Below are 21,335 nucleotides of genomic sequence, written 5' to 3'. Positions count from 1 at the left end.
CCCCGAAGGTTGGATTGGGTGTCCAACTTTCGGGGTGCAGTTCATTGGCCGGGCGTCGTCGTTCAGGGGCAAAGGGTCAGGGCAGCGAAAAAGGCGCGGCCGGTCAGCCGAAGGCCTGGGCCGGCATCATCGCCTCCACGTGCATCACCAGCTCCTCGAGGATCTGACGCTCGCGGTCGCCGAGCGCACCCTGGTTCAGGCGGTCGATCTCGCGGGCGAACTCCTTGAGCGTGAAGCCGGCCACGGCGGCGTCGTTCATGCGCTCCCAGCGGAAGGCCTCCCAGCGCGCCTGCTCCTCGCCGGTCAGGGTGTCCGGGTAGCTGCGCGCCCGATAGCGGAACAGCATCTCCTCCAGCCGTGGATCCTGGAAGGCGAAGCCCGCCCCCACCAGATCCCAGGGATCGGTGGCCCGCACCCGCTCCATCTGCTGGCGGTCCGAGGGCGAGAAAAAGCCGCCGGCGTAGAGCATCAGATCGGGATCGTGGGGCGGCTCGGGCGGCGGCGCGGCGAACACCTCGCTGACCCGAGCGATTACCTCGGGGTGATCGGTCAGGGTCTTCCAGTGCCGGCGGCAGGCGGCCATGTCCAGGCTGAGGCGCTCGACGATGTCTCCGTATTCGCCCTGGCGGGGGCCGGCGACGTCCTTGAGTGCGCTGGCGGGCAGCACCACCGGGCACTTGTTGATGTGGATGACCTTGAGCGGGATCCGCGACTCGCCCTCGGCCAGGTCGTCGTTGCTGACGAAGACCCGCTCGCGAATCTGCTCGGGCGTGAGCGTCAGCAGCGGCTCGGGGTCCACCGAGAGGTCGTAGACGATCACCCCGTTGGGATTGGTCGGATGCTCGGCCAGCGGCATCACCAGGGCGCTGCAGCCGCGGCTGGCCGGGTAGCGCCGCGAAACGTGCAGTATCGGCTTGCGGCCCGGCACGTCGAGCTGTCGCGCCACCTGGCGCTTGCCGCGCTGGGCCAGCAGGTAATCGAAGAGGTTGGCGTTGCAGTCGCGCAGCAGGCGGGCCAGGGCGATGGTCGCCCGCACGTCGGCCAGCGCATCGTGGGCGCCGGCATGCTCGATGCCGTTGGCGGCGGTCAGATGCTCGAGCTTGAAGCTCGGCGAGCCGTCCTCGCGGGTCGGCCACTCGATGCCCTCGGGGCGCAGGGCGTGGAAGGCCCGCACCACGTCGATCAGATCCCAGCGCGAGTTGCCGTTCTGCCACTCCCGGGCATAGGGGTCGAGCAGGTTGCGGTAGAACAGGTGGCGACCGACCTCGTCGTCGAAGCGCACGTTGTTGTAACCCACCACGCAGGTGCCAGGCTGGCTCATGGCGTCCATCACCCGGCCGGCGAATTCGGCCTCGGGCAGCCCGCGGCGGCGCGCCTGCTGCGGCGTGATGCCGGTGATCAGGCAGGCCTGGGGATGCGGCAGGTAGTCGTCGGCGGGCTTGCAGAACAGCTCGATGGGCTCGCCGATCTCGTTGAACTCGGCGTCGGTGCGAATCGCCGCGAACTGGGAGGGCCGATCGCGGCGCGGGTCGGCCCCGAAGGTCTCGTAGTCGTGCCAGAGGAAGGTCAGGGGGGCGGCTTGCGACTTCGCCATGGGCGAGCTCTCCGAGCGGGCATAGGAAAACGGCCCCCAAGCCTAGCACAGGGGGCACGACGACTCAGCCGCTGCTCAGCCCCGTGGCAGGGTGACGTTGAGCTCCAGCACGGAACAGTTGTCCTCGCTGTCGAGGGAGATGTTGACCGCTTCGTCGTCGACCTGGACGTAGCGGCGAATCACCTCCAGCAGCTCCTGCTCGAGCATCGGCATGTAGTCCGGCTGGCCGCGCTGGCTGCGCTCGTGCGCGACGATGATCTGCAACCGCTCCTTGGCGACGGAGGCGGATTTCTTGCGCTCGCGCTTCAGGAATTCGAGTAGCTTCACCGGCGATTTCCTCCGAACATGCGGCTGAGCAGCCCCTTCTTCTGATACTGGTGGAAGCGCAGCGGCACGTCTTCTTCCATGAGGCGGGCCACGGTGTCGGAATAGGCCTGGCCCGCGTCGCTCTGATCGTCGTGGGTGACCGGCACGCCCTGGTTCGAGGCCCGTAGCACCGCCTCGGACTCGGGGATCAGGCCGACCAGCTTGATGGCCAGGATCTCCTGGATGTCCTCGAGGTTGAGCATGTCGCCGCTGTCCACCCGGTTCGGGTTGTAGCGGGTGATCAGCAGATGCTCCTTGATCGGCTCCTCGCCGCGTTCGGCGCGCCGGGTCTTGGAGGCCAGCAGCCCGAGGATGCGGTCGGAGTCACGCACCGAGGACACCTCGGGGTTGGTGACCACGATCGCCTCGTCGGCGAAGTACATGGCCAGCTGGGCGCCGCGCTCGATGCCCGCCGGAGAATCGCAGACGATGTAGTCGAAGTCCTTGTTCAGCGTGTTGAGCACGGTCTCGACGCCTTCCAGCGTCAGGGCGTCCTTGTCGCGGGTCTGGGAGGCCGGCAGGATATGCAGGTTGTCGACCCGCTTGTCACGGATCAGCGCCTGGTTGAGCCCGGCCTCACCCTGGATGACGTTAACCAGATCATAGACCACGCGCCGCTCGCAGCCCATGATCAGGTCGAGGTTACGCAGCCCCACGTCGAAGTCGATGACGGCGGTCTTCTGGCCCCGCAGCGCCAGGCCCGTCGCGATGGCGGCCGCACTGGTTGTCTTGCCGACCCCACCCTTGCCGGAGGTCACAACGATGATCTTGGCCAAGTGTCACATCCTGTCTGTCATTTAATGGAAAGGGCGGCCCGGTCACGGGCCGCCTCATCGTCGCCCGCGCGTCAGTCCAGCGGGGCGATGCCCAGCTGGTCGTCGTTCAGGCGCACCTGCACCCCGGTGCCCAGCAGCCGGGGATCGATATCCTCGAGCCGCTTGTAGTTGCCGGCCACCGAGAGCAGCTCGGCGCGCAGCTCGCGACAGAAGATCGCCGCCCCGGCATCGCCATGGATGCCGGCCAGGGCCCGACCGCGCAGGGCCCCGTAGACATGGACGCTGCCGCCGGCCAGCACCTCGGCGCCGGCGTTGACCGCGCCTACCACCACCAGATCACCCTCGGGCGCGGTGACCTGCTGTCCGGAACGCACGGTGCCGCGATAGATGCGCCCCACCGCGCCGGTCGACGGTGCCGGCTCGTCCGCGATGGGCGCCTCGGCCGCCGGAGCGTCGTCGCCGACGGGCACGCTCTCCAGGGTGCGCGGTCGCCCGGCTTCCTGGGGCGGGAACCAGCCGAGCCCCAGCGCCCAGGATGATTGCTTGACGGGGTCGGCACCGCCCCGCACCGCCACCGGCAGCAGCTTGTGGGCCCGGCACACGGCGCAGATCCGCTCGAGCGCCAGATGCGGCTCGTCGAGCTGCTCGACGCTGAGCACCACCGGGGTATGCTGGAAGAAGGCGGGTGACTGGCTGAGCTTGCCGGCAAGCTGTTCGCGAATGCGTTCGGGGTCGGCGCTGGTCAGTTCCATGACCGTCATCGGCAGCATGCCGCCCTTGAAGGTGAAAGCCATCCCATCCCTGTCCACTTTGAGGCTCATGGCCGAACTCCACGTCGGATGATGGTCGGGGACCTGCTCACAAGCTATGCGAGTCCCCCCGATCCCGCAACCGATCATATGTCACGCCCGGGCGGCTTGTCAGTGTCTCGTAACGGCTACAGTCGCACATCGCGCCCTTTTCTGCCGGCACGCCGCATGCTTAGATAATTCAATGATAGCGCGCCATTGCGGCGCGTCTCACGCATCAGCGCGCCGGTCCGTCATGCCAGGCTCGCCGACCACTCTCAGGATCTCCCATGCCAGGACTCCTCCGCCGCCTGTTCGCCCCCCGCTGGCAGCACCCGAATCCCGAGGTACGCCGCCAGGCCATCGCCCGCCTCGATCCCGCACAGACCGCTCAGCTCGAGCGCCTGGCGACGGACGCCGATCCCGACGTCCGTCGCGAGGCGCTGGCGCGGCTCGAGGAACCGCAGCGGCTGCTGGCCCTGCGACACGAGGGGGGCGAGAGCGCGGAACTGAGCGAGCGGCTGGTGGCCCTGCTGAGCGGCCGCGACGGCGAGCTGGACCTGCCCGCCCGCATCGCCCTGGCGGAATCCCTGGACGACGCCGACCTGGCCGAGCGCCTCGTCCTGGAGGGCGACAACCAGCAACTGCGCCTGGCCGCCCTGGCTCGCCTCGACGACGAGGAGGCCCTGATCCGCCAGGCCTGCGACAACGGCATCGCCGCCGTGCGCCAGGCGGCCGCGGCCCGGGTCGAGAGCGAGGCCGGCCTGCAGCGGCTGATCCAGGGCGCAAGACGCGACCGCCAGGTGGTGCGCCAGGCCCGGGAGCGCCTGCAGCGGCGACGTGCCGACGCGGCCTCGCTGGCCGCGGCTCGGGAACGCCGCGAAGCGCTGCTGGGCAAGCTGGAGACCCTCGGCCACTCCGCCTGGGAGCCGATGTTCGGTGCCCGCTTCCGCCACCTGATGCGCGAATGGGCGAGCCTGTCCGACATGCCGAGCGCCGAGCAGGAACGTCGCTATCAGGAGGCCTGCCTGCGCTGCCGCAAGACGCTCAGCGACCACGAGGCCCACGAACAGGCCCAGGACGCGGCCGAGCGACGTCGCGAGGACGCCGACCAGGCCCGCGAGGCACTGATCGACGCCCTGGAGGAAAGCCTCGACGGGCTACATAACGCCCAGCGCCTCGCCGATCAGGACATCGCCAGCCTGCGCGCCCAGAAACAGCTGCTGGCGACCCGCTGGCAGGCGCTCTCCGAACAGCATCTCGCCGACGAGACGCTGCGCCAGCGCTATGACGCGGCGCTGGCGGACTTCGCCCGCATCGTCGAGGCCCGGGAGCGCCTCGACGAGCGTGCCGAGGCCATCGAAAAGGCGCTGCGCGACGGCGACGACGTCCGGCTGGCCGAACTCGTCGAGGACTGCGACTGGCCCGACGACCTGCCGCCATCCCCGCTGCTGCAGCGCGCCGGCTGGCGCCTGGCCGACGAGGCCGGCGAAGCGGCTGAGCCCGGTGATCTCGAGGCGCGCCTGGCCCGCGTGGGCGATGACCTGGACCGCCTGGAACGCCTGCTCGACAACGGTGCCTTCAAGGGCGCGAACCGGCTCCACCAGAGCCTGCGCCAGCAAATCGACCACCTGCCCGAGGCCCGGCGCAGCGAACCGGCCGCCCGGCTCAAGCGCCTCGGCGCCCGACTGGCCGAGCTGCGCGACTGGCGTGGCTTCGTCGCCGGCCCCAAGCGCACCCAGCTGTGCGAGGCCATCCAGGCCCTGGCCGAGGAGGAAGAGCTGGACGACGCCGAGCTCGACCGGCGCCACCGCCGACTGGTGAAGGAATGGCGCGACCTGGGCGACGCCGCCGCCAACCGCGATCAATCCACGGCCTTCCGGGCCGCCTCGGACCGCATCCACGAACGCCTGCGCGAGTGGCGGACTCACCAGGACCGCCAGCGACAGACCAATCTGAGGGCCCGTCAGACCCTGTGCGACCAGCTCGAGCACCTGCTCGACCAGCCCGCCGCCGCGGCCGATCCGGACGCGCTACGGGAGATTCGCGACCGCGCCCGCCAGCAGTGGCGACGACTGTCACCGGTGCCGCGGAGTGAGGCCGAGGCCATCGGCCGGCGCTTCGGCCGCATCCGCCACGCTCTTCAGGCGCTGATCGAGAAGCGCGCCGGCGAGATCGCCGAGGCCAAGCGCGGGCTGATCGAGGAGGCCCGGGCCCTGCGCGACGGCGACCAGCCGGCGAAGCGCCGTGCGGAGCAGGCCAAGGCCCTGCAGCGCCGCTGGCGCGAGCTGGGCCGCGCGCCCAAGGGGGAGGAGCAGACGCTGTGGCGCGAGTTTCGCCACCTGTGCGACGAGATCTTCGCCCAGCGCGACGCCGACCGCAGCGACCAGGCCCAGCGCCACCGCGACCGGCTCGACGCCATGCAGGCGCTGATCGACCGCATTGACGCCTGGCAGCCGGCGCGCAGCGACGACACGGCGTCGCTCGACGAGGCCGTCCAGGAAGCCGCCGCGCTGGAGCCGCTGCCCGCCGGGCGCCGCAGCGAGGGCATGCGCCGCCGCTGGTCCGGCATCGTGCGCGCTAGGCGCGAGCGCCTGGCGCGCCTGGCGCTCGCCGAAGTGGTCGAGCGCTGGCGCCGGGCACGCCCGCTGCTGGAGGCCCACCTGGAAGCGGACGCGGCCGCGCAGAACGGCGGCGAATGCCAGGACGTGCCGGCCCCCGCCGAGCTGCCCGACACGCTGAAGGACGCCCACGACGCGCGCAACGCCGCCCGCCGCGATCCGCCGCCGGCCACCGAGGTCGAGGAGCGTCTGGCGCGCCTGCGCGTCCATCTGGCGCTGCTGGCCGGCGACACCAGCCACCGCCAGGACGACCCGCTGCGGCTGGCCATCCAGGTCGAACGGCTCAACGAGAACCTCGGGCACACGCCCTCCCGCGCCGAGGAACTGCGAGGCGTGCTGATCGAGCTGCTGGCCACCGGCCCGGTCTCGCCGACGCTGTGGGAGCGCGAGGTCGGCGAACTCGATCACACCCTCGAGACCCTGACCCGCCTGCCGCCCCCCTGAGCCGCCCAGGGGCGGCGCCTCTTCCTGCGCCCCGAAACGCGAACGCGAGGCCATGGCCTCGCGTTCGCTTCTGCCGGGCACGGCCTCGTCGGGCCGCTTGTTGTTCTCGACTCAGCCCATGAACTGGCCGCCGTTGATGTCGACGTTGGCACCGGTGATGAAGCCGGACTCCTGATCGGCCAGGAACACCACCAGGCGAGCAATCTCCTCCGGCGTGCCGTAGCGCTTGACCGGAATGGTCTCGCGAATCGCCTCGCGCACCTTCTCGGGAATCTTCATGATCATGTCAGTGGCGATATAGCCCGGCGACACCGTGTTGACGGTGATGCCCTTGGTCGCCGTCTCCTGGGCCAGTGACATGGTCAGGCCGTGCATGCCGGCCTTGGCCGCGGCGTAGTTCACCTGGCCGAATTGCCCCTTGCGGCCGTTGATCGAGGAAATGTTCACGATGCGCCCGTAGTTATGCTCGAGCATGTCCTCGATCACGCTGCGGCAGGTATTGAAGACGCTGTTGAGGTTGGTGTCGATGACCTCGCTCCATTGCTCCGAGCTCATCTTCTTCAGGGTGCCATCGCGGGTGATGCCGGCGCAGTTGACCAGCACACTGATCGGCCCATGGGTCTCGCGGATTTCCTTGGCGCCGGCCATGCAGGCATCGAAGTCGGCGAGGTCCACGCCGGACAGGGCGATATTCTCGTAGCCGTCGGCCTTCTGCTGCTCGAGCCAGGCCTGGGCCTTCTCGGGATTGTGATATCCAGCGACGACCTGGTAACCGGCATCGGCCAGCGCACGACAGATGGCGCTTCCGATTCCCCCGGTGCCTCCGGTGACCCAGGCTACGGCAGTGGATGTTGTCATTGATGCTCTCCCTGGTGATATACAACCTGCGGCCGGGCGGCGGGCCCGGCCCCTCGAGACAGTCTCGTCTGCCCGGCTGTCATTTTCGTGACAGCTCGTCTCGAGTATGGACCAGGTGAAGCGGACAACACGAGGCCCCCGGAGACGGCTCGAGGCGGGGTTGACGCAGGTCAGGTTCTCTGTATAATGTGCCTCACGTTGATGCGGGGTGGAGCAGTCTGGTAGCTCGTCGGGCTCATAACCCGAAGGTCATCGGTTCAAATCCGGTCCCCGCTACCAAACATAAGAAAAAGGCCGATGTCTCAGGACATTGGCCTTTTTCGTTTTTGCGGATGTTATCAACCCGATCGCCGGGCTCGACTCTTCACAACCCTAGGAAGGTCATTGGCTCAAACCCGAGCTCAGGCACCAAATATCAGAGAAAAGCCAGAACCTACGGGTTCTGGCTTTTTTCGTTTGTGCTGGATGCCGGCATACCGCTCGTCGGTCTCGGCTCTTCACAACCCCGGGAAGATCATCGGCTCATACCCGATCCCAGCCGCCAAATTTCAGAAAAAGGCCGATGTCTCGGGACATCGGCCTTTTTCGTTTGCCGATTGATAAACCCCATCGTCGGACTCGACTCTTCACAAGCCAAGGAAGATCATCGGCTCAAACCCGAGCCCAGACACCCAATATCAGAGAAAAGCCAGAACCTACGGGTTCTGGCTTTTTTCGTTTGTGCTGAATGCCGACATACCGCTCGTCGGGCTCGGCGCTTCACAAATCCAAGAAGGGATAAACGCCTTTGCCTACAGCAGCACGCTGCCCCAGCCGAGCAACAGCAGCAGCGGAAATAGCCAGCGGCTCAGGCGATCCACTCGCACGGCGGTGGCCTCGCGATCGGCGCCGACCAGCACCCCGGTCACGATCGCGTTGAGGATCGCCAGGAACACCATGATCGTCGCCCATACCACCAGTCGATCGGCGATGGTGAAGTAGCCGAGCCTGGGCAGATAGCCGGACATCGAGAACTGGAAGGCGATCAGGGTCAGCATCGAGGTGGCGCCGAGGCCGATCTGGAACTCATAGCGCTGGGGCGGCACCCAGAAGATCGCCCAGGACATCATCACGATGAAGCCCATCGGCAGGACGATCTTGAACACGTAGTAGCTGGAGACCCGCTCGGCCTCGAGCGTCGCGGTGAAGATGCTGCGCTCCGCGTTGAGCGCCGGCACCGCCTCGGTCGCCGCCGCCGTCTCGAGCCCGGTGACCCGCCAGCCCTCGATATTGAGCCGCCGGGCCAGGAAGGTGCGCTCCGACATCGGCGCCAGCATCAGTTGATCGGGTCCCGATTCCACCGAGCCGACCCGAAACAGGAATGCCTGGCGGTCGAAAGGAAAATCCCTCAGCGGATGATAGGTGGAGATGCTGCTGCCATAGCGCTGCTGGTAGACCACCCGCCCCTCGGTCTCGACCACGACCTGATCGAGCAGGTTGGCGCGCCGTGCGGTGAGCGAGAAGGAGTTGAACAGCGTGACGCGCGGCACCCAGACGCGGGAACGCTGGAAGCGACAGCCCTCCAGCTCCTCGAGCCGCGGGTCTACCCAGGCCAGGGTCAGGAGGAAATCGCCCTCCAGGCGCTGATTGACGTCGTCGATATCGAGCACGTCGACGATGCCCCAGCCCACCTCGACCGTGGTGGGCGGCCCGTCGGGGAGCGGACGCTCGTCGGTCGCAAGCTCCGGCAGCACGCAGAGGCCGGGGGGCTCGGCGGCCCGAGCGACGGCGCAGCCGACCATCAGCGCAAGCGCCAGACACCCGATGAACCAGCGAGGCGGCCGACGCCCGGCCGAGACGCCATGAACGACGAATCTCCCCACGTCGACTCCTCCCTGCCATCGGCAGACGACACCGGACCGCTCCAGGGCACGGTGCCGGTCGTCTCCCTACCGGCAGCATAGTCGCCGCACGCCCCGCGCGCCGCTTCTCCGTCGATCCTGCCACGCCCCTTGAAGTCGGCGACTCGGGCCCGCATCTACTGAGCAAACTCATTCCGTTCAAGGCCAGATCACCATGCCGATCGTCGATCCCCGTACCGGTGAGCCGCTCACCTCCGACAGCCAGGCCGACGCCGCCTCCGGTGCCGCCCAGGGCGGAAGCCAGGCCGCGCAGCGCGATGACCTGATCATCGATGTCGACCGCAGCAACATCCAGCAGCTGCTCGAGACCTCCATGCAGGTGCCGGTGCTGCTCGACTGCTGGGCGCCCTGGTGCGAGCCGTGCAAGAACCTGATGCCGGTGCTGGAGAAGCTGACCCGCGAGTACAACGGCGCCTTCCTGCTGGCCAAGCTCAACATCGACGACAACCAGGACATCGCCGCCCAGCTGGGCGTGCGCTCGGTGCCGGACGTCAAGCTGATCAGCCAGGGCGGCCTGGTCGACCAGATCCAGGGCGCGCTGCCCGAGAAGCAGATCCGCGAGTGGCTGGGTAAGTACTTCCCGGAGCCAGAGGGCGTGCAGGAGAGCCCCGAGGAGCAGGCCGCCGCCGCGCTGGAGGCCGGCGATGCCGAGACCGCCCGCGCGATCTACGCCGAGCTCGCCCAACAGTGGCCGGACTACGGCCCCTACAAGGTGGAGCTGGCCCGCGCCCTGGTGGCCGCCGGCGAGTCGGACGAGGCCCGTGCGCTGCTCGACGCCCTGCCGCCGGAGGAGCGCGACGCCGCGCCGGCCCGCGGCGTGCGCGCCAGCATCGAGTTCGGTGAGGAGGCCCCGTCCCGCGAGGCAATGGCCGCCCTGGAAGGCCGCGACGACAGCGAGGCCCGGTACCAGCGCGCCCTGCGCCAGGTGGCCGACGGCCAGTACGAGGCCGGCCTCGAGGCGCTGCTGACGCTGATGAAGCAGGACCGCGCCTATGGCGACGATGCCGCGCGCAAGACCCTGCTGCGGGTCTTCGACGCCCTGGGCAACGATCATCCGCTGACCGCCACCTACCGCCGCAAGCTGTTCGCCCTGCTCTACTGAGCCGCGACTGGACCGAGCGAACGCCGCCGCCCTTCTCCGGAGGGCGGCGGCGTCGCGTCAGGCCCCCAGCACGCCGTCCAGCCGCGCCAGCGCCGCTTCCAGCTGGGTCGCGGTGGTGCCGAAGTTGAGCCGCGCGAAGCCCGGCCGACCGAAGGGCGCCCCGTCGGACAGCGCCACCCCGGCGCGGTCGAGCAGCACGCGCTGGGGCGAGGCCACGCCCTCCAGTGCCGGCGCCTCGCGCAGGTCGAGCCAGGCCAGATAGGTGGCCTCGGGCGGCGTCATGGTCACGCCCGGCCAGCGCGCCACGCGCTCAATCAGCCGCGCCCGATGGGCGCGCAGTGTCTCGAGCAGCGCCTGGCGCCAGGGATCGCCGTGACGATAGGCGGCCTCGGCGGCCACCAGGCCGAGCACGTTGCCGTCCGGCTGCAGCCCCTTGGCCATGGCCGCGAAACGGCGACGCAGGCCGGCATCGGGAATCACCGCGCAGGCGGCGGTCAGCCCGGCCAGGTTGAAGGTCTTCGACGGCGCCCACAGCGTCAGGATCCGCTCGGCCAGCTGCGGATAGGCGGCGGCCAGCGGCCGGTGCCGTGCCCCCTCGTCGAGCATCAGGTCGGCGTGCAGCTCGTCGGAGACCACGATCAGATCGTGGCGCTCGACCAGCTCGGCCAAGCCGTCGAGCTCGTCGTCGCGCCACACGCGGCCAGTGGGATTGTGCGGCTGGCACCACAGCAGCAGCCGGGTCTCGGGGGTGATCGCCGCTTCCAGGGCGTCGAGGTCCAGCCGCCAGTCGTCGCCCGGCGTCTCGGGCGGACGCATCGCGGCCTGCTGGGCCAGGCGACCGGTGCGCTCGGCCACCTGCAGGAAGGGCGGATAGATCGGCGTCACCGTCAGCACGCCGTCGCCCGGCTCGGTCAGCGCCAGGCTGGCCAGATGCAGCGCCGGCACCACCCCCGGCAGCCACAGCTGCCAGCCGGGCGCGATGTCCCAGCCGTAGTGCGCGGCACTCCAGTCGCACAGCGCCTGGCGCAGGCTATCCGGCACCCGGCCGTAGCCGTAGACGCCGTGGTCGACCCGGGCGCGCAGCGCCTCGATCACCGCCGGCGGCGAGCGGAAGTCCATGTCGGCGACCCACAGCGGCAGCACGTCCTCGCCGTACCGATGCCATTTCTGTGACGGCCAGTCGCCCTCGGGCGGGTGGCGTCGCTCCACGGGCGTGGCAAAATCGAACTCCATTGCGTTCCCTGCTCCCAGAGGCCATGAACAATGACTGAAACCATGCCGCAAGGCGGCTTCTATGCCAAGGTACGCCGCGGCCTGCCCGGCCTCATCGCCCGCTGGCAGGACATCGGCCGCGACTCGCCGGATCGCCTGGCGCTGATCCTGGCCGAGACCGCCCGGGTGGCCAAGCTGGGCGAGCCCGCAGCCACGCCCGACGCCGCCACCCTGACCGCCTGGGCAGACCCCGAGGCGCCCGAGGAAGTGCCGCTGTGGGCCGGCCGCACCGCGCTGTTCCTGCTGGTGCAGATGCCGGCCCGGCCGCTGCCGGTCGATGATGACGAGGCCTGCGCCTGGGCCTACTGCTGGCTGCGCAACCGCGACCCGGACAGCTACGAGGCCGCCCGCGACGCCCTCCCCGAGCACCTTCGCGAGCCGCTGGATGCCGCCCTCAAGGCCGCCTGGACGGATCGCCAAGGACTGCGCCTGGTATGACGCCGCGCCCATGTCTTCAGGAGGCGGCCTGGCCGAACCGCCAGGGCCTCCGGCTGGTGTAACGCCCGCCCACCACATCAGCGCCGGCGCGCGGCCTTCTTGGGCTTGAAGCCCGCCGGCTTGGTGGCCAGCCATTCGACGAAAGCACGAACCTCCGGATGCGCCAGCAGCGCCTCCCGGCTGCGATAATGCTCGGCCAGCTCGCGCTCGCCGAGCACCGCGTGGATGTGCTTGTGGCAGGCGTGACACAGCCACAGGATCGCCGTCAGCCGCTCGGCACGATCGAATCGACGCCGATAGCGCGCCTTGCCGTGCAGGGCGCGGGGAATCAGATGATGCCGGGTCAGCGGCGCCGCCCGGCCGCACAGCTCGCAGCCCTCGGGGCGGGGCGGCGGCGAGAGATCGTGTCCGACCATGGCCCTCTCCACGACGATACATGCCTCTAGGATAAGGAAAATCACATGGACGTTCCGCTTACCTGGCAGCTGGCCAAGCTCGCGGTCTCGATCGGCGTGGTGCTCGGCCTGTCGATGATCGCCGAGCGCGTCAGCACCCGCGTCGCCGGACTGCTCTCCGGCTATCCGCTGGGCACCGCCATCGCGCTGTTCTTCATCGGCCTCGAGCTCTCGCCCGTCTTCGCCGCCGAGAGCGCGGTGCACACCCTGGCCGGGTTCACGGCGACCCTGGCGCTGGGCGGCGGCTACCTGCTCGGCGGCCGTCGCGACGGCCTGGCGGGCATCGCGCTGGGCACCCTGACGGGGCTCGCCTGCTGGCTCGCCACCAGCCTGGTGCTGACCCGGATCGACTTCGATCGCGTCACCGGCACCCTGACGACGCTGGCCGCCATCGCCGTGTTCACCTGGCTCTATCGCCGGGTGCCGGACATCAAGGCCAGTCCCAAGGGCGGCTTCTCCTGGCCCGCCCTGGCGCTGCGCGCCGGCCTCGCCGCGGGCATCATCTTCCTGATCACCGGCCTCGCCCACGTGGTGCCCTCGGCCTGGGCCGGGGTGATGGCGGCCTTCCCGGTGACCATGTATCCGTTCCTGGTGATCCTGCACCTGACCCAGGGTGCCGCGCCCACGGCTACCGTGATCAAGCACTATCCCGCTGGGCTCGGCTCGCTGCTGTGGTACGCCCTGGTGGTTTCGCTGACCTACGACAGCCTCGGCCTGTGGCCGGGCACGCTGCTGGGCTTCGCCGCGGCCACGCTGTGGCTGCTCGGCTGGACCCGGCTGCAGCGCTGGTGGCGCGAGCGCCGCACGCCGTCAGCGCGCGGCTGAAAGGGCCGCCGACCCGCCCATTGACCAAGCGCTTGCTCGGCGGCGATGCTGACAGGCCGGCCATGACCGACGAGGACGCCCATGTTCACGCGCACCATCGAACCCGCTTTCTACGACACCGATGCCCTGGGGCACATCAACAACACCCGCCTGCCGGCCTGGTTCGAGCTGGCGCGCAATGACCTCTTCCGGCTGTTCACGCCGGACCTCGACCCGGGCCGCTGGCGGCTGATCATGGCACGCATGGAGATCGACTACCGGGCCGAGCTCTACTACGGCCAGGACATCGAGATCCGCACCTATCTCACTCGCCTCGGCACCAGCTCCTTCACCGTGACCCAGGAGGCCTGGCAGTCGGGCCGACTGGCCAACCTGGGGCATACCGTACTGGTCCACTACGATCATCAGGCCAAGGGGGCGGTCCCCCTCGAGGGCGCGCTCCGCGAGGCCCTCGCCGCCCACCTGCAGGACACGGAGACCCAGGACGCATGACCCCCGCCATCAAGGCCCTGGAAAAGGCCGGCGTGGCCTTCGAGACGGCCAGCTACGAGCATGACCCGCGCCGCCCCGCCTACGGCGAGGAGGCTGCCGAGGCCCTGGGCCTGTCCGCCGAGTCGGTGTTCAAGACCCTGCTCGCACGCCTCGACGACGGCCGACTGGCGATGGCCATCGTGCCGGTCTCCGGCCAGCTCGACCTCAAGGCGCTGGCCCGGGCGGCCGGTGCCCGCAAGGCGCAGATGGCCGAGTCCGCCGAGGCCGAACGCGCCACCGGCTATGTGGTCGGCGGCATCAGCCCGCTGGGCCAGAAGAAGCGCCTGCCGGCCTTCATCGACGCCAGCGCCGAGGCGCTGGCGCGCTTCCACGTCAGCGGCGGACGCCGCGGCCTGGAGCTCGCCCTCGCCCCGGCCGACCTGGCGCGACTGCTGTCGGCGACCTTCGCCCCCCTGGCACGCTGAGCCGAACGCCGCCGTCTGCGGTCCCAGTCGTATCCGCCCCATCGATCCCAAGGAAGCCCCATGGCCATCCGCTACGATCTCTGGCTCGATCCCGATGACGTCGCTCGCCATCGCGCCGTCGAGGCCGACCTGGAGAACTTCTTCCTCGAGCGCTTCGCCGACTACCCGCATATCCGCTTGTTCGGGGCAGACCCCTACGATTATGATGCGCCCTTCAACCGCCTCTACGATGTCCTGATCGCGCGCGGCGGGGAGTACTGCGAACGGCACTGGCACTACGTGCCCACCCCCGAGCAGCTCAACCGCACCTTCTTTCGCGCCGTGGGACGCTCGACCAAGTTCATACGAGACGACCCCGACGATGGTGATTCAACCTGACACCCTGCCCGACGAGCGCCAGCTCGCCGTCATCGCCGCGCAGCTCGGCCGCGCGCCCCGCGGCATCGAGGCGCTGGCCGCCACCGACGGCGAGGGCACGCCGCTGGTGCTGCGCATGGCGCCCATCGTCGACGAAACGCCCTTCCCGACGCTCTACTGGCTGAGCGACGAGCGGCTCAAGATCGAGCTGTCGCGCATCGAGGCCGCCGGCGTGATCAAGACCCTCGAGGCCCGGCTGAAGGAGGACCCCGAGTTCCTGGCCGCCTATCACCAGAGCCACGAGGACTACGTGGCCGCCCGCTGGGGCTACATGAGCGAGGCCCAGCGCGCCGAGGTCGAGCGCCGCGGCTACGGCGACGTGCTTCGCCAGCGCGGCATCGGCGGCATCGCCAACTGGGACCAGGTGCGCTGCCTGCACACCCAGTACGCCCATCATCTGTGCGGTCACAACGTCATCGGTCAGTGGGTGGACGCCGAATACGGCGTCATCGACCTGCTGCCCTGAGCGGTCGGCCGTGGCATGGCGAGATCACACGAGGGCGCCTGACGGCGCCCTTCTTGCGTCGGCACGCCGACGACCACGCATCAAGGAGGACATCATGTCGAGATTCTGCGTCTACCTGGGCTCGCGGGACGGCCACGACCCGCGCTTTCTCGTCGCCGCCCGGACGCTGGGCGAGGCGCTGGCCCGCCGAGGCCACTCGCTGGTCTACGGCGGCGCCCGCGTGGGCATGATGGGCGAGCTGGCCGACAGCGTGCTGGCGGCCGGCGGTGAGGTGATCGGCGTGATGCCGGATCATCTGGTGGAGCGCGAGCAGGCGCACCTGGCGCTGACCCGGCTGATCCGCGTGCGCAACATGCACGAACGCAAGGCCAGCATGGCCGCCCACTGCGATGCCTTCATCGCCCTGCCCGGCGGCATCGGCACCCTGGAGGAGCTGTTCGAGGCCTGGACCTGGCGCTATCTGGGGCTGCACGACAAGCCGATCGGCCTGCTCGACACCGCCGGTTTCTATTCGCCGCTGCTGACCTTCCTCGACAGCACCGTGGAGCACGGTTTCCTCAACGCCCGCACCCGCCAGGACCTGCTCGCCGCCGAGGCGCCCGAGGCGTTTCGCGCCCCACGACGCAGACCGCCCGGCACGGGGCCGGGCGGTCGAGAGCATCACGGGGCGTCATCGCCGTCTCAGTCGGCGATCTCCAGCGTGCGCTGGTAGGTGAGCTGCAGCAGCAGGGCGTCTTCCCCGGCGCGGTGGCGATGGATGCCACGCTCCTCGATGATCGCTTCCTTGATGTCGCTCCAGCGCGCCATCTGCGCCTCGCTGAGCAGGCGGCGCAGGGCCTCGAGGCGGAAGGCGGGCAGCATGCCCGCGTGGTGGAAGAGCAGCGACAGCCAGGTGTTGTCGTAGCCCCAGCTGTCGCTGTAGGCCACGCCGACCTCGGCCAGCTCGTCGTTGAGCCAGCGCGCCACCTGACGTACCGGGTGGCCCTCGCGCGCCAGGCGATTGCGCGAGATGCCATGCAGGAGTTCCGCCTTGGGATCCCAGTGCGTCCACTCGTCCAGGGGCTGGATCAGGAAGGCGCAGGTGCTGCCGTCCGCGCGAGCCAGGCCGACCTCGATGGGGTAGCTGCCGCGTCCGAATCCGGACGCTTCGATATCCAGCAGTGTCGGTAACGTCACGGGCTGCTGAGTCCTTGATGATGTAGGACCGCCGATCATTGGCGGCCGAAGTCACTGCCCCGGATGAGGCGCCATCATCCTAGTGTCGCGTCCCGGCTTCGTCGCTGTCCAGTGGCGCCACCGGCACGGCGTTGCGTTCGGCCAGCGCCGTCCAGTGCGCGGTACGTTCGGGATCCTGCGGCAGCTCCAGCTCGCCGTCGCGGTAAGCCCGCGCCAGGCGCTCCGCCGCCAGACGATGTCCCGCCTCGCCGGCCCGGGCGTACCAGGTCACCGCACGGTCGGCGCGATGCGGATACTGGGCACAGCCATGCTCGTAGATCTGCCCGGCCTGATACTGGGCATGCAGGTCGCCCCCCTGGGCGGCCTCGAGCACATAGCGGGCACCGCGTGCCTTGTCCTGGGGCGTGACGGCGCGATGGAACAGCATATGGCCGTACAGCGACAGGGCGGCCGGGTGGCCGGCATCCGCGCAGCGCTGGAAGAGATGCATGGTCAGGCGCTGCGTGCGCGGCGAGCGAGGCAGCCAGCGCGTATGAAACAGCTGGCGCGCCAGATGGTACTCGAGCCGAGTGAACAGTGACGATGCCTGCGGCATGACAAACAACCTTGCGTCCTGGGGGTCGGTTGATGACGTCGAGCATGTTCCCGTGCTCGGCGTCCTGTACGGAAAAATCGGCCGCCTTGTGGGCTCCTCCCAGGCAGCGGATGCGAAGCATACGCCCGCCCCGGCAGTGACTCAACCCCTCGGCGTTTACGATATCGCTCCCCCGGCGCTACCATGCCAGGGCACTGCCCCCCTTGATGAGGAGAAACGGATGCAGACCCGCCCCCTGGGCCGAACCGGCCTCGACGTCAGCCGGCTGTGCCTCGGCACCATGACCTTCGGCGAGCAGAACAGCGAGGCCGAGGCCCACGAGCAGCTCGACCGCGCCGTGGCCTTCGGCGTCAACTTCATCGACACCGCCGAAATGTACCCGGTGCCGCCCAGGGCCGAGACCCAGGGCCTGACCGAGTCCTACGTCGGCAGCTGGCTCAAGGCCCGCGGCGCGAGGGACGACGTCATCATCGCCACCAAGGCCGCCGGCCCGGGACTCGACCACATCCGCGGCGGCCCGCGCCTGACCCGCGAACACCTGCACCAGGCCATCGACACCAGCCTGGCGCGGCTGCAGACCGACTACGTCGACCTCTACCAGCTGCACTGGCCGGACCGCCGTGCCAACTTCTTCGGCCGTCTCGGCTACGAGCACGACGCCGAAGAGGACGCCACCTCCCTCGAGGAGAGCCTGTCGGCACTGCAGGAGCTGGTGCAGGCCGGCAAGATCCGGGCCGTGGGCCTCTCCAACGAGACGCCCTGGGGCGTGATGCATGCCCTCCAGCTGGCCGAGCACCAGGACCTGCCGCGGGTCGCCTCGGTTCAGAACCCCTACAGCCTGCTCAACCGCAGTTTCGAGGTGGGACTGGCCGAGATCGCCCATCGCGAGGACGTCGGCCTGCTGGCCTATTCGCCGCTGGCCTTCGGCAAGCTGTCCGGCAAATACCTCGACGGCGCTCGGCCGGAAGGCGCGCGCCTGACGCTCTTCGAGCGCTTCCAGCGCTACAACTCGCCGCAGGCCGAGGAGGCGACCCGCGCCTACGTCGAGATCGCTCGCCAGCATGGCCTCGACCCGGCCCAGATGGCCCTGGCCTACGTCAATTCGCGCTCCTTCCTGACCAGCAATATCATCGGCGCCACCACCATGGCGCAGCTGGAGAGCAACCTGGAGAGCGAGTCGCTGCGCCTCGACGACGAGGTGCTCGCGGCCATCGAAGCCGTGCACCAGCGTCACCCCAACCCCAGCCCCTGAGGCCGATGCTCCCTCCCGGGCCAAGGCTATGAGCGCGATAGCCCCGGCCCGGGACACTGCCTGATATACTCGTAGCCGACTCAATTCAGGCACAGGAGCGCCCCATGCTGAGCGTGATCTCGCCCGCCAAGACACTGGACTTCGAGACCCCGGCGACCACGGCCCAGGCCACCCAGCCCGACTTTCTCGACCGCAGCCGTGAGCTGATCGGCATCCTGCGCGACCTCTCGCCCCAGCAGATCGGTGAGCTGATGGGCGTCAGCGACAAGATCGCCGGGCTCAACGCGGCCCGCTTCGCCGAGTGGCAGACGCCTTTCACGCCGGACAACGCCAAGCCCGCCGCCCAGGCCTTCCAGGGTGACGTCTACGTGGGGCTGGAAGCCGCCACCTTCGACGAAGGCGACAACGCCTTCGCCCAGGAGCACCTGCGCATCCTCTCCGGCCTCTACGGCCTGCTGCGACCGCTGGATCTGATCCAGCCCTACCGGCTGGAAATGGGCACCAAGCTCGCCAACCCGGCCGGCAAGGATCTCTATGCCTACTGGAAGCCGACCCTGACCGATGCCCTCGATCGGGCCATCGCCGAGAGCGGCAGCAAGGTACTGGTCAACCTGGCCTCCAACGAGTACTTCAAGGCCGTCGATGCGAAGAAGCTCGACGCCCGTGTGATCACCCCGGTGTTCAAGGACGAGAAGAACGGCCAGTACAAGATCATCAGCTTCTACGCCAAGAAGGCCCGCGGCCTGATGGCGGCCTGGATGATCCAGCAGCGCCTCGACGATCCGGAAGGCCTCAAGGACTTCGACGTGGCCGGCTATCGCTACAGCGCCGCGCAGTCCCAGGGCAATACCCTGGTGTTCTGCCGCGCCGAACAGGATCGCCCGTAACGTACCTCAGTCGAAGAAGCGCAGCGGCCGCGGAGAGCGCGGTTTGAGGAAGCGGCGATGCACGTCCCCGAAGCAGGCATCGTCGCAGCGCTCGAGCCACTCATAGGCCGCCATGTCGGCGCTCACCGCCCAGGCGCCGGCCCGCTCGATCCGCCGCCGGGCCAGGGACGCTTCCTCGCGCCGCCGGCTGACGGTGGCCTCGGCCAGCCAGAAGACCTCGTAGCCCGCCTCACGAAGCCCGAGCCCCGTCTGCAGCACGCAGACGTGGGCCTCGGCCCCGCACAGCACCACCTGGTGCCGCCCGCTCTGGGCCAGCGCCTTGGCGAAGTCAGGCTCCGCATGGGCATCGAAGCGGCTCTTTTCCCAATAAAGGGCGCCTTCGAGTGCCTCGCGCAGCCGGGGCTCGCTGCCCCCGAGGCCCTTCGGATACTGCTCGGTCAGCCATACCGGCACCTCCAGTGCAGAGGCGACCCCACCCAGCCAGCTCGCTTCCCCGACGGCCTGCTCGCCGCCGTCCAGCACCGGCAGCAGCCCGGCCTGAAGGTCGACGATCAGCAGCAGGCTCTTCTCTCGAACAAGACGCATCGATGATCCTCCACGGCAAACGGTGCCGGTGTCGCCCCAAGCCGCTAGAATGGTGGCTTCGACTTCTTCCCGGCGGGCTCTCCCGTCACATTCCCTGGAGACACACGATGCGTCAACTCTTCGTCATGCTCGTCGTCGGCCTGCTGGGCTTCGGCCTCGCCGTCGACCATGCCGACGCGCGCCGCCTGGGTGGCGGCAAGAGCTTCGGCAGCTATTCGCGCTCGGCGGACTCGCCGAGCGCGACCAGCACGCGCACCAACGGCACCGCCGGTGCGGCCGCGACCCAGCGCAAGCCGTCCAGCGGCCTGTCGCGCTTCGCCGGGCCCTTCGCCGGCCTGCTGGCCGGCGGCCTGCTGGCCTCGCTGTTCTTCGGCGGCGCCTTCGACGACCTGCGCTTCTTCGACATCCTGTTGATCGGCGGTGCGCTGTTCCTGCTGTTCAGGCTGTTCGCCCGCAAGCGGCGCCCGGCAACGGCAGGCGGCCCCGGCATGGAGACACGCGAGTCTCACGAGCAGGCTCAGGCTCAGCCCCAGGCCTTCACCGGTTCACTCGGCGGCGGTCTCGCCAAGGAGCCGGCGTGGTTCGACCGTGAGCGCTTCCTCGGCGGTGCCAAGGAGCACTTCATGACCCTGCAGCGCGCCTGGGACAACAACGACTTCTCGCAGATCCAGGACTACGTGACACCGGAGCTCTACAACCTGTTGCGCGAGGAACGCGACCAGCAGCCGGCGAACAACCGCACCGAGGTCGTGCGTCTGTTCGCCGAGCTCGGCAGCATCCAGGAAATCGGCTCCCAGGCCGAGGCTACGGTGCTTTTCCACGGCATTCTCGACGAGAACGGCGAGCAGAACGCCTTCAACGAGACCTGGCACCTGGTGCGCGAGCTTCGAGAAGGCGCCCCCTGGCACGTTCAGGGCATCGAGCAAAATCCCGCCTGATACGCGTCTTTCGCAGACCACGACAGGCACAAGAAAGGCCGGGCAATAGCCCGGCCTTTTGCCATTCAGAGACCCCACCATCGGCGCAGCCCTCGGTCTTCATCAGCCTCTCGAGCCTCCACCGCAACACGCCTCTCCTGGCTCGTCATTCCCCTCAGAGCAAGCCGCGCTCTCGCCCCTGGTCCTATCCCCTTCGATACTGACGGACCGTGACACCTGCCATGTGACGGCATTCAGGGCATCATCTTCCTCGGGCCAGATACACGAACGCCCCCTCCAATCGCAGAGGGCGGGGCGTTTTTTCGGGTATCGATTCAGGCTCGGCATCGGCGCCCTGCTCGACCGGCCAGACATGAAAAAACCCCGACTCGATGAGCCGGGGTTTTCTCGATATAAGTGCCTGACGATGACCTACTCTCGCATGGGAACTCCCACACTACCATCGGCGCTGAGCGGTTTCACTGCTGAGTTCGGCATGGGATCAGGTGGTTCCCGCACGCTATGGTCGTCAGGCGAAAAAGGCAATGCGAATCATGCTGACGAGATATGTCTCTCGCGTATCCGCCGTCGTCTGTTGTCCATCACAGACCACTTGGGTGTTATATGGTCAAGCCTCACGGGCC

The 21,335-nt window shown here is 68.9% G+C and carries 23 protein-coding genes, 1 tRNA gene and 1 rRNA gene; 13 read left to right on the top strand and 12 right to left on the bottom strand.

Features of this window, described 5'->3' with window-relative positions:
* Positions 1-103 precede the first annotated feature (103 nt).
* From sbcB to minC, 4 genes are all read right to left on the bottom strand, one after another.
* Complete coding sequence (gene sbcB / locus C9J49_RS16125) at positions 104-1,594, bottom strand: exodeoxyribonuclease I (RefSeq protein WP_107182460.1); 1,491 nt, start codon at positions 1,592-1,594, stop codon at positions 104-106.
* A 75-nt stretch (positions 1,595-1,669) separates the two neighbouring features.
* Complete coding sequence (gene minE, locus C9J49_RS16120; protein WP_016856346.1) at positions 1,670-1,921, bottom strand: cell division topological specificity factor MinE; 252 nt, start codon at positions 1,919-1,921, stop codon at positions 1,670-1,672.
* Entirely contained in the window at positions 1,918-2,736 is an 819-nt protein-coding gene (gene minD / locus C9J49_RS16115; RefSeq protein ID WP_035592796.1) for a septum site-determining protein MinD, read from the bottom strand. Before minD ends, minE begins: the two co-directional genes overlap by 4 nt.
* Positions 2,737-2,807: 71 nt before the next feature.
* The gene (gene minC / locus C9J49_RS16110; RefSeq protein ID WP_035592799.1) at positions 2,808-3,557 is read right to left on the bottom strand and encodes a septum site-determining protein MinC; all 750 of its coding nucleotides are present in this window, start codon (positions 3,555-3,557) and stop codon (positions 2,808-2,810) included.
* 257 nt (positions 3,558-3,814) lie between these two features.
* Here minC and C9J49_RS16105 point away from each other — a divergent pair, with 257 nt between their 5' ends.
* Positions 3,815-6,589, top strand: a complete 2,775-nt coding sequence (locus tag C9J49_RS16105; protein WP_107182459.1) for a DUF349 domain-containing protein — start codon at positions 3,815-3,817, stop codon at positions 6,587-6,589.
* Positions 6,590-6,700: 111 nt separating this feature from the next.
* On the opposite strand, the gene phbB is transcribed toward C9J49_RS16105, so the two are convergent.
* Complete coding sequence (gene phbB / locus C9J49_RS16100; RefSeq protein WP_106487787.1) at positions 6,701-7,447, bottom strand: acetoacetyl-CoA reductase; 747 nt, start codon at positions 7,445-7,447, stop codon at positions 6,701-6,703.
* Between the two features lie 202 nt (positions 7,448-7,649).
* On the opposite strand from phbB, the gene C9J49_RS16095 reads away from it, so the two are divergent.
* Positions 7,650-7,726: transfer RNA gene (locus C9J49_RS16095), tRNA-Met, on the top strand.
* Between the two features lie 512 nt (positions 7,727-8,238).
* Here C9J49_RS16095 and C9J49_RS16090 read toward each other — a convergent pair.
* Positions 8,239-9,309: a hypothetical protein gene (locus C9J49_RS16090; protein ID WP_146613023.1), complete on the bottom strand. Its 1,071-nt coding sequence runs from the start codon at positions 9,307-9,309 to the stop codon at positions 8,239-8,241.
* Between the two features lie 193 nt (positions 9,310-9,502).
* Between C9J49_RS16090 and C9J49_RS16085 the strand changes: the two genes are divergently transcribed.
* Entirely contained in the window at positions 9,503-10,450 is a 948-nt protein-coding gene (locus tag C9J49_RS16085; RefSeq protein WP_046078411.1) for a tetratricopeptide repeat protein, read from the top strand.
* Between the two features lie 57 nt (positions 10,451-10,507).
* On the opposite strand, the gene C9J49_RS16080 is transcribed toward C9J49_RS16085, so the two are convergent.
* Positions 10,508-11,683, bottom strand: coding sequence for a MalY/PatB family protein (locus C9J49_RS16080; RefSeq protein WP_107182457.1), 1,176 nt, complete (start codon positions 11,681-11,683; stop codon positions 10,508-10,510).
* A 42-nt stretch (positions 11,684-11,725) separates the two neighbouring features.
* Between C9J49_RS16080 and C9J49_RS16075 the strand changes: the two genes are divergently transcribed.
* Positions 11,726-12,160 carry a hypothetical protein gene (locus C9J49_RS16075; protein ID WP_046078413.1) on the top strand — a complete coding sequence of 145 codons (435 nt, stop codon included), beginning with the start codon at positions 11,726-11,728 and terminating at the stop codon, positions 12,158-12,160.
* 77 nt (positions 12,161-12,237) lie between these two features.
* On the opposite strand, the gene C9J49_RS16070 is transcribed toward C9J49_RS16075, so the two are convergent.
* On the bottom strand, positions 12,238-12,576 hold the full coding sequence (locus C9J49_RS16070; protein ID WP_107182456.1) for a hypothetical protein: 339 nt from the start codon (positions 12,574-12,576) through the stop codon (positions 12,238-12,240).
* Between the two features lie 45 nt (positions 12,577-12,621).
* On the opposite strand from C9J49_RS16070, the gene C9J49_RS16065 reads away from it, so the two are divergent.
* From C9J49_RS16065 to C9J49_RS16040, 6 genes are all read left to right on the top strand, one after another.
* Positions 12,622-13,440, top strand: coding sequence for a hypothetical protein (locus C9J49_RS16065; protein WP_046078415.1), 819 nt, complete (start codon positions 12,622-12,624; stop codon positions 13,438-13,440).
* Between the two features lie 81 nt (positions 13,441-13,521).
* Positions 13,522-13,932, top strand: a complete 411-nt coding sequence (locus C9J49_RS16060; protein ID WP_046078416.1) for a thioesterase family protein — start codon at positions 13,522-13,524, stop codon at positions 13,930-13,932.
* Positions 13,929-14,396, top strand: coding sequence for a Cys-tRNA(Pro) deacylase (ybaK, locus tag C9J49_RS16055; RefSeq protein WP_107182455.1), 468 nt, complete (start codon positions 13,929-13,931; stop codon positions 14,394-14,396). The genes C9J49_RS16060 and ybaK overlap by 4 nt, the downstream gene beginning before the upstream one ends.
* Positions 14,397-14,456: 60 nt before the next feature.
* The gene (locus C9J49_RS16050; RefSeq protein WP_016856333.1) at positions 14,457-14,774 is read left to right on the top strand and encodes a hypothetical protein; all 318 of its coding nucleotides are present in this window, start codon (positions 14,457-14,459) and stop codon (positions 14,772-14,774) included.
* Positions 14,758-15,279 carry a DUF501 domain-containing protein gene (locus C9J49_RS16045; protein WP_046078418.1) on the top strand — a complete coding sequence of 174 codons (522 nt, stop codon included), beginning with the start codon at positions 14,758-14,760 and terminating at the stop codon, positions 15,277-15,279. The genes C9J49_RS16050 and C9J49_RS16045 overlap by 17 nt, the downstream gene beginning before the upstream one ends.
* Before the next feature lie 94 nt (positions 15,280-15,373).
* Complete coding sequence (locus C9J49_RS16040; protein WP_258394095.1) at positions 15,374-15,991, top strand: TIGR00730 family Rossman fold protein; 618 nt, start codon at positions 15,374-15,376, stop codon at positions 15,989-15,991.
* Here C9J49_RS16040 and C9J49_RS16035 read toward each other — a convergent pair.
* The gene (locus tag C9J49_RS16035; RefSeq protein WP_237022331.1) at positions 15,961-16,455 is read right to left on the bottom strand and encodes a hypothetical protein; all 495 of its coding nucleotides are present in this window, start codon (positions 16,453-16,455) and stop codon (positions 15,961-15,963) included. The genes C9J49_RS16040 and C9J49_RS16035 overlap by 31 nt on opposite strands.
* 79 nt (positions 16,456-16,534) lie before the next feature.
* Complete coding sequence (locus tag C9J49_RS16030) at positions 16,535-17,050, bottom strand: tetratricopeptide repeat protein (protein ID WP_035599818.1); 516 nt, start codon at positions 17,048-17,050, stop codon at positions 16,535-16,537.
* Between the two features lie 220 nt (positions 17,051-17,270).
* Here C9J49_RS16030 and C9J49_RS16025 point away from each other — a divergent pair, with 220 nt between their 5' ends.
* Together C9J49_RS16025 and yaaA are read left to right on the top strand one after the other, a co-directional pair.
* Positions 17,271-18,302: an NADP(H)-dependent aldo-keto reductase gene (locus tag C9J49_RS16025; protein WP_107182454.1), complete on the top strand. Its 1,032-nt coding sequence runs from the start codon at positions 17,271-17,273 to the stop codon at positions 18,300-18,302.
* Between the two features lie 104 nt (positions 18,303-18,406).
* On the top strand, positions 18,407-19,189 hold the full coding sequence (gene yaaA / locus C9J49_RS16020; RefSeq protein WP_107182453.1) for a peroxide stress protein YaaA: 783 nt from the start codon (positions 18,407-18,409) through the stop codon (positions 19,187-19,189).
* A 6-nt stretch (positions 19,190-19,195) separates the two neighbouring features.
* Here the strand turns inward: yaaA and C9J49_RS16015 are convergent, their stop codons facing one another.
* The gene (locus C9J49_RS16015; RefSeq protein ID WP_107182452.1) at positions 19,196-19,774 is read right to left on the bottom strand and encodes an isochorismatase family protein; all 579 of its coding nucleotides are present in this window, start codon (positions 19,772-19,774) and stop codon (positions 19,196-19,198) included.
* Positions 19,775-19,881: 107 nt separating this feature from the next.
* On the opposite strand from C9J49_RS16015, the gene C9J49_RS16010 reads away from it, so the two are divergent.
* Complete coding sequence (locus C9J49_RS16010) at positions 19,882-20,712, top strand: Tim44 domain-containing protein (protein WP_035599827.1); 831 nt, start codon at positions 19,882-19,884, stop codon at positions 20,710-20,712.
* A gap of 398 nt (positions 20,713-21,110) precedes the next feature.
* Here C9J49_RS16010 and rrf read toward each other — a convergent pair.
* Positions 21,111-21,225 (bottom strand): 5S ribosomal RNA (gene rrf, locus C9J49_RS16005).
* Between the last annotated feature and the right edge of the window lie 110 nt (positions 21,226-21,335).

Source organism: Halomonas sp. SL1 (assembly GCF_003030865.2).
In the GTDB taxonomy this organism is placed as follows: domain Bacteria; phylum Pseudomonadota; class Gammaproteobacteria; order Pseudomonadales; family Halomonadaceae; genus Halomonas; species Halomonas halophila.
This window is presented reverse-complemented; position numbering and strand designations above follow the sequence as displayed.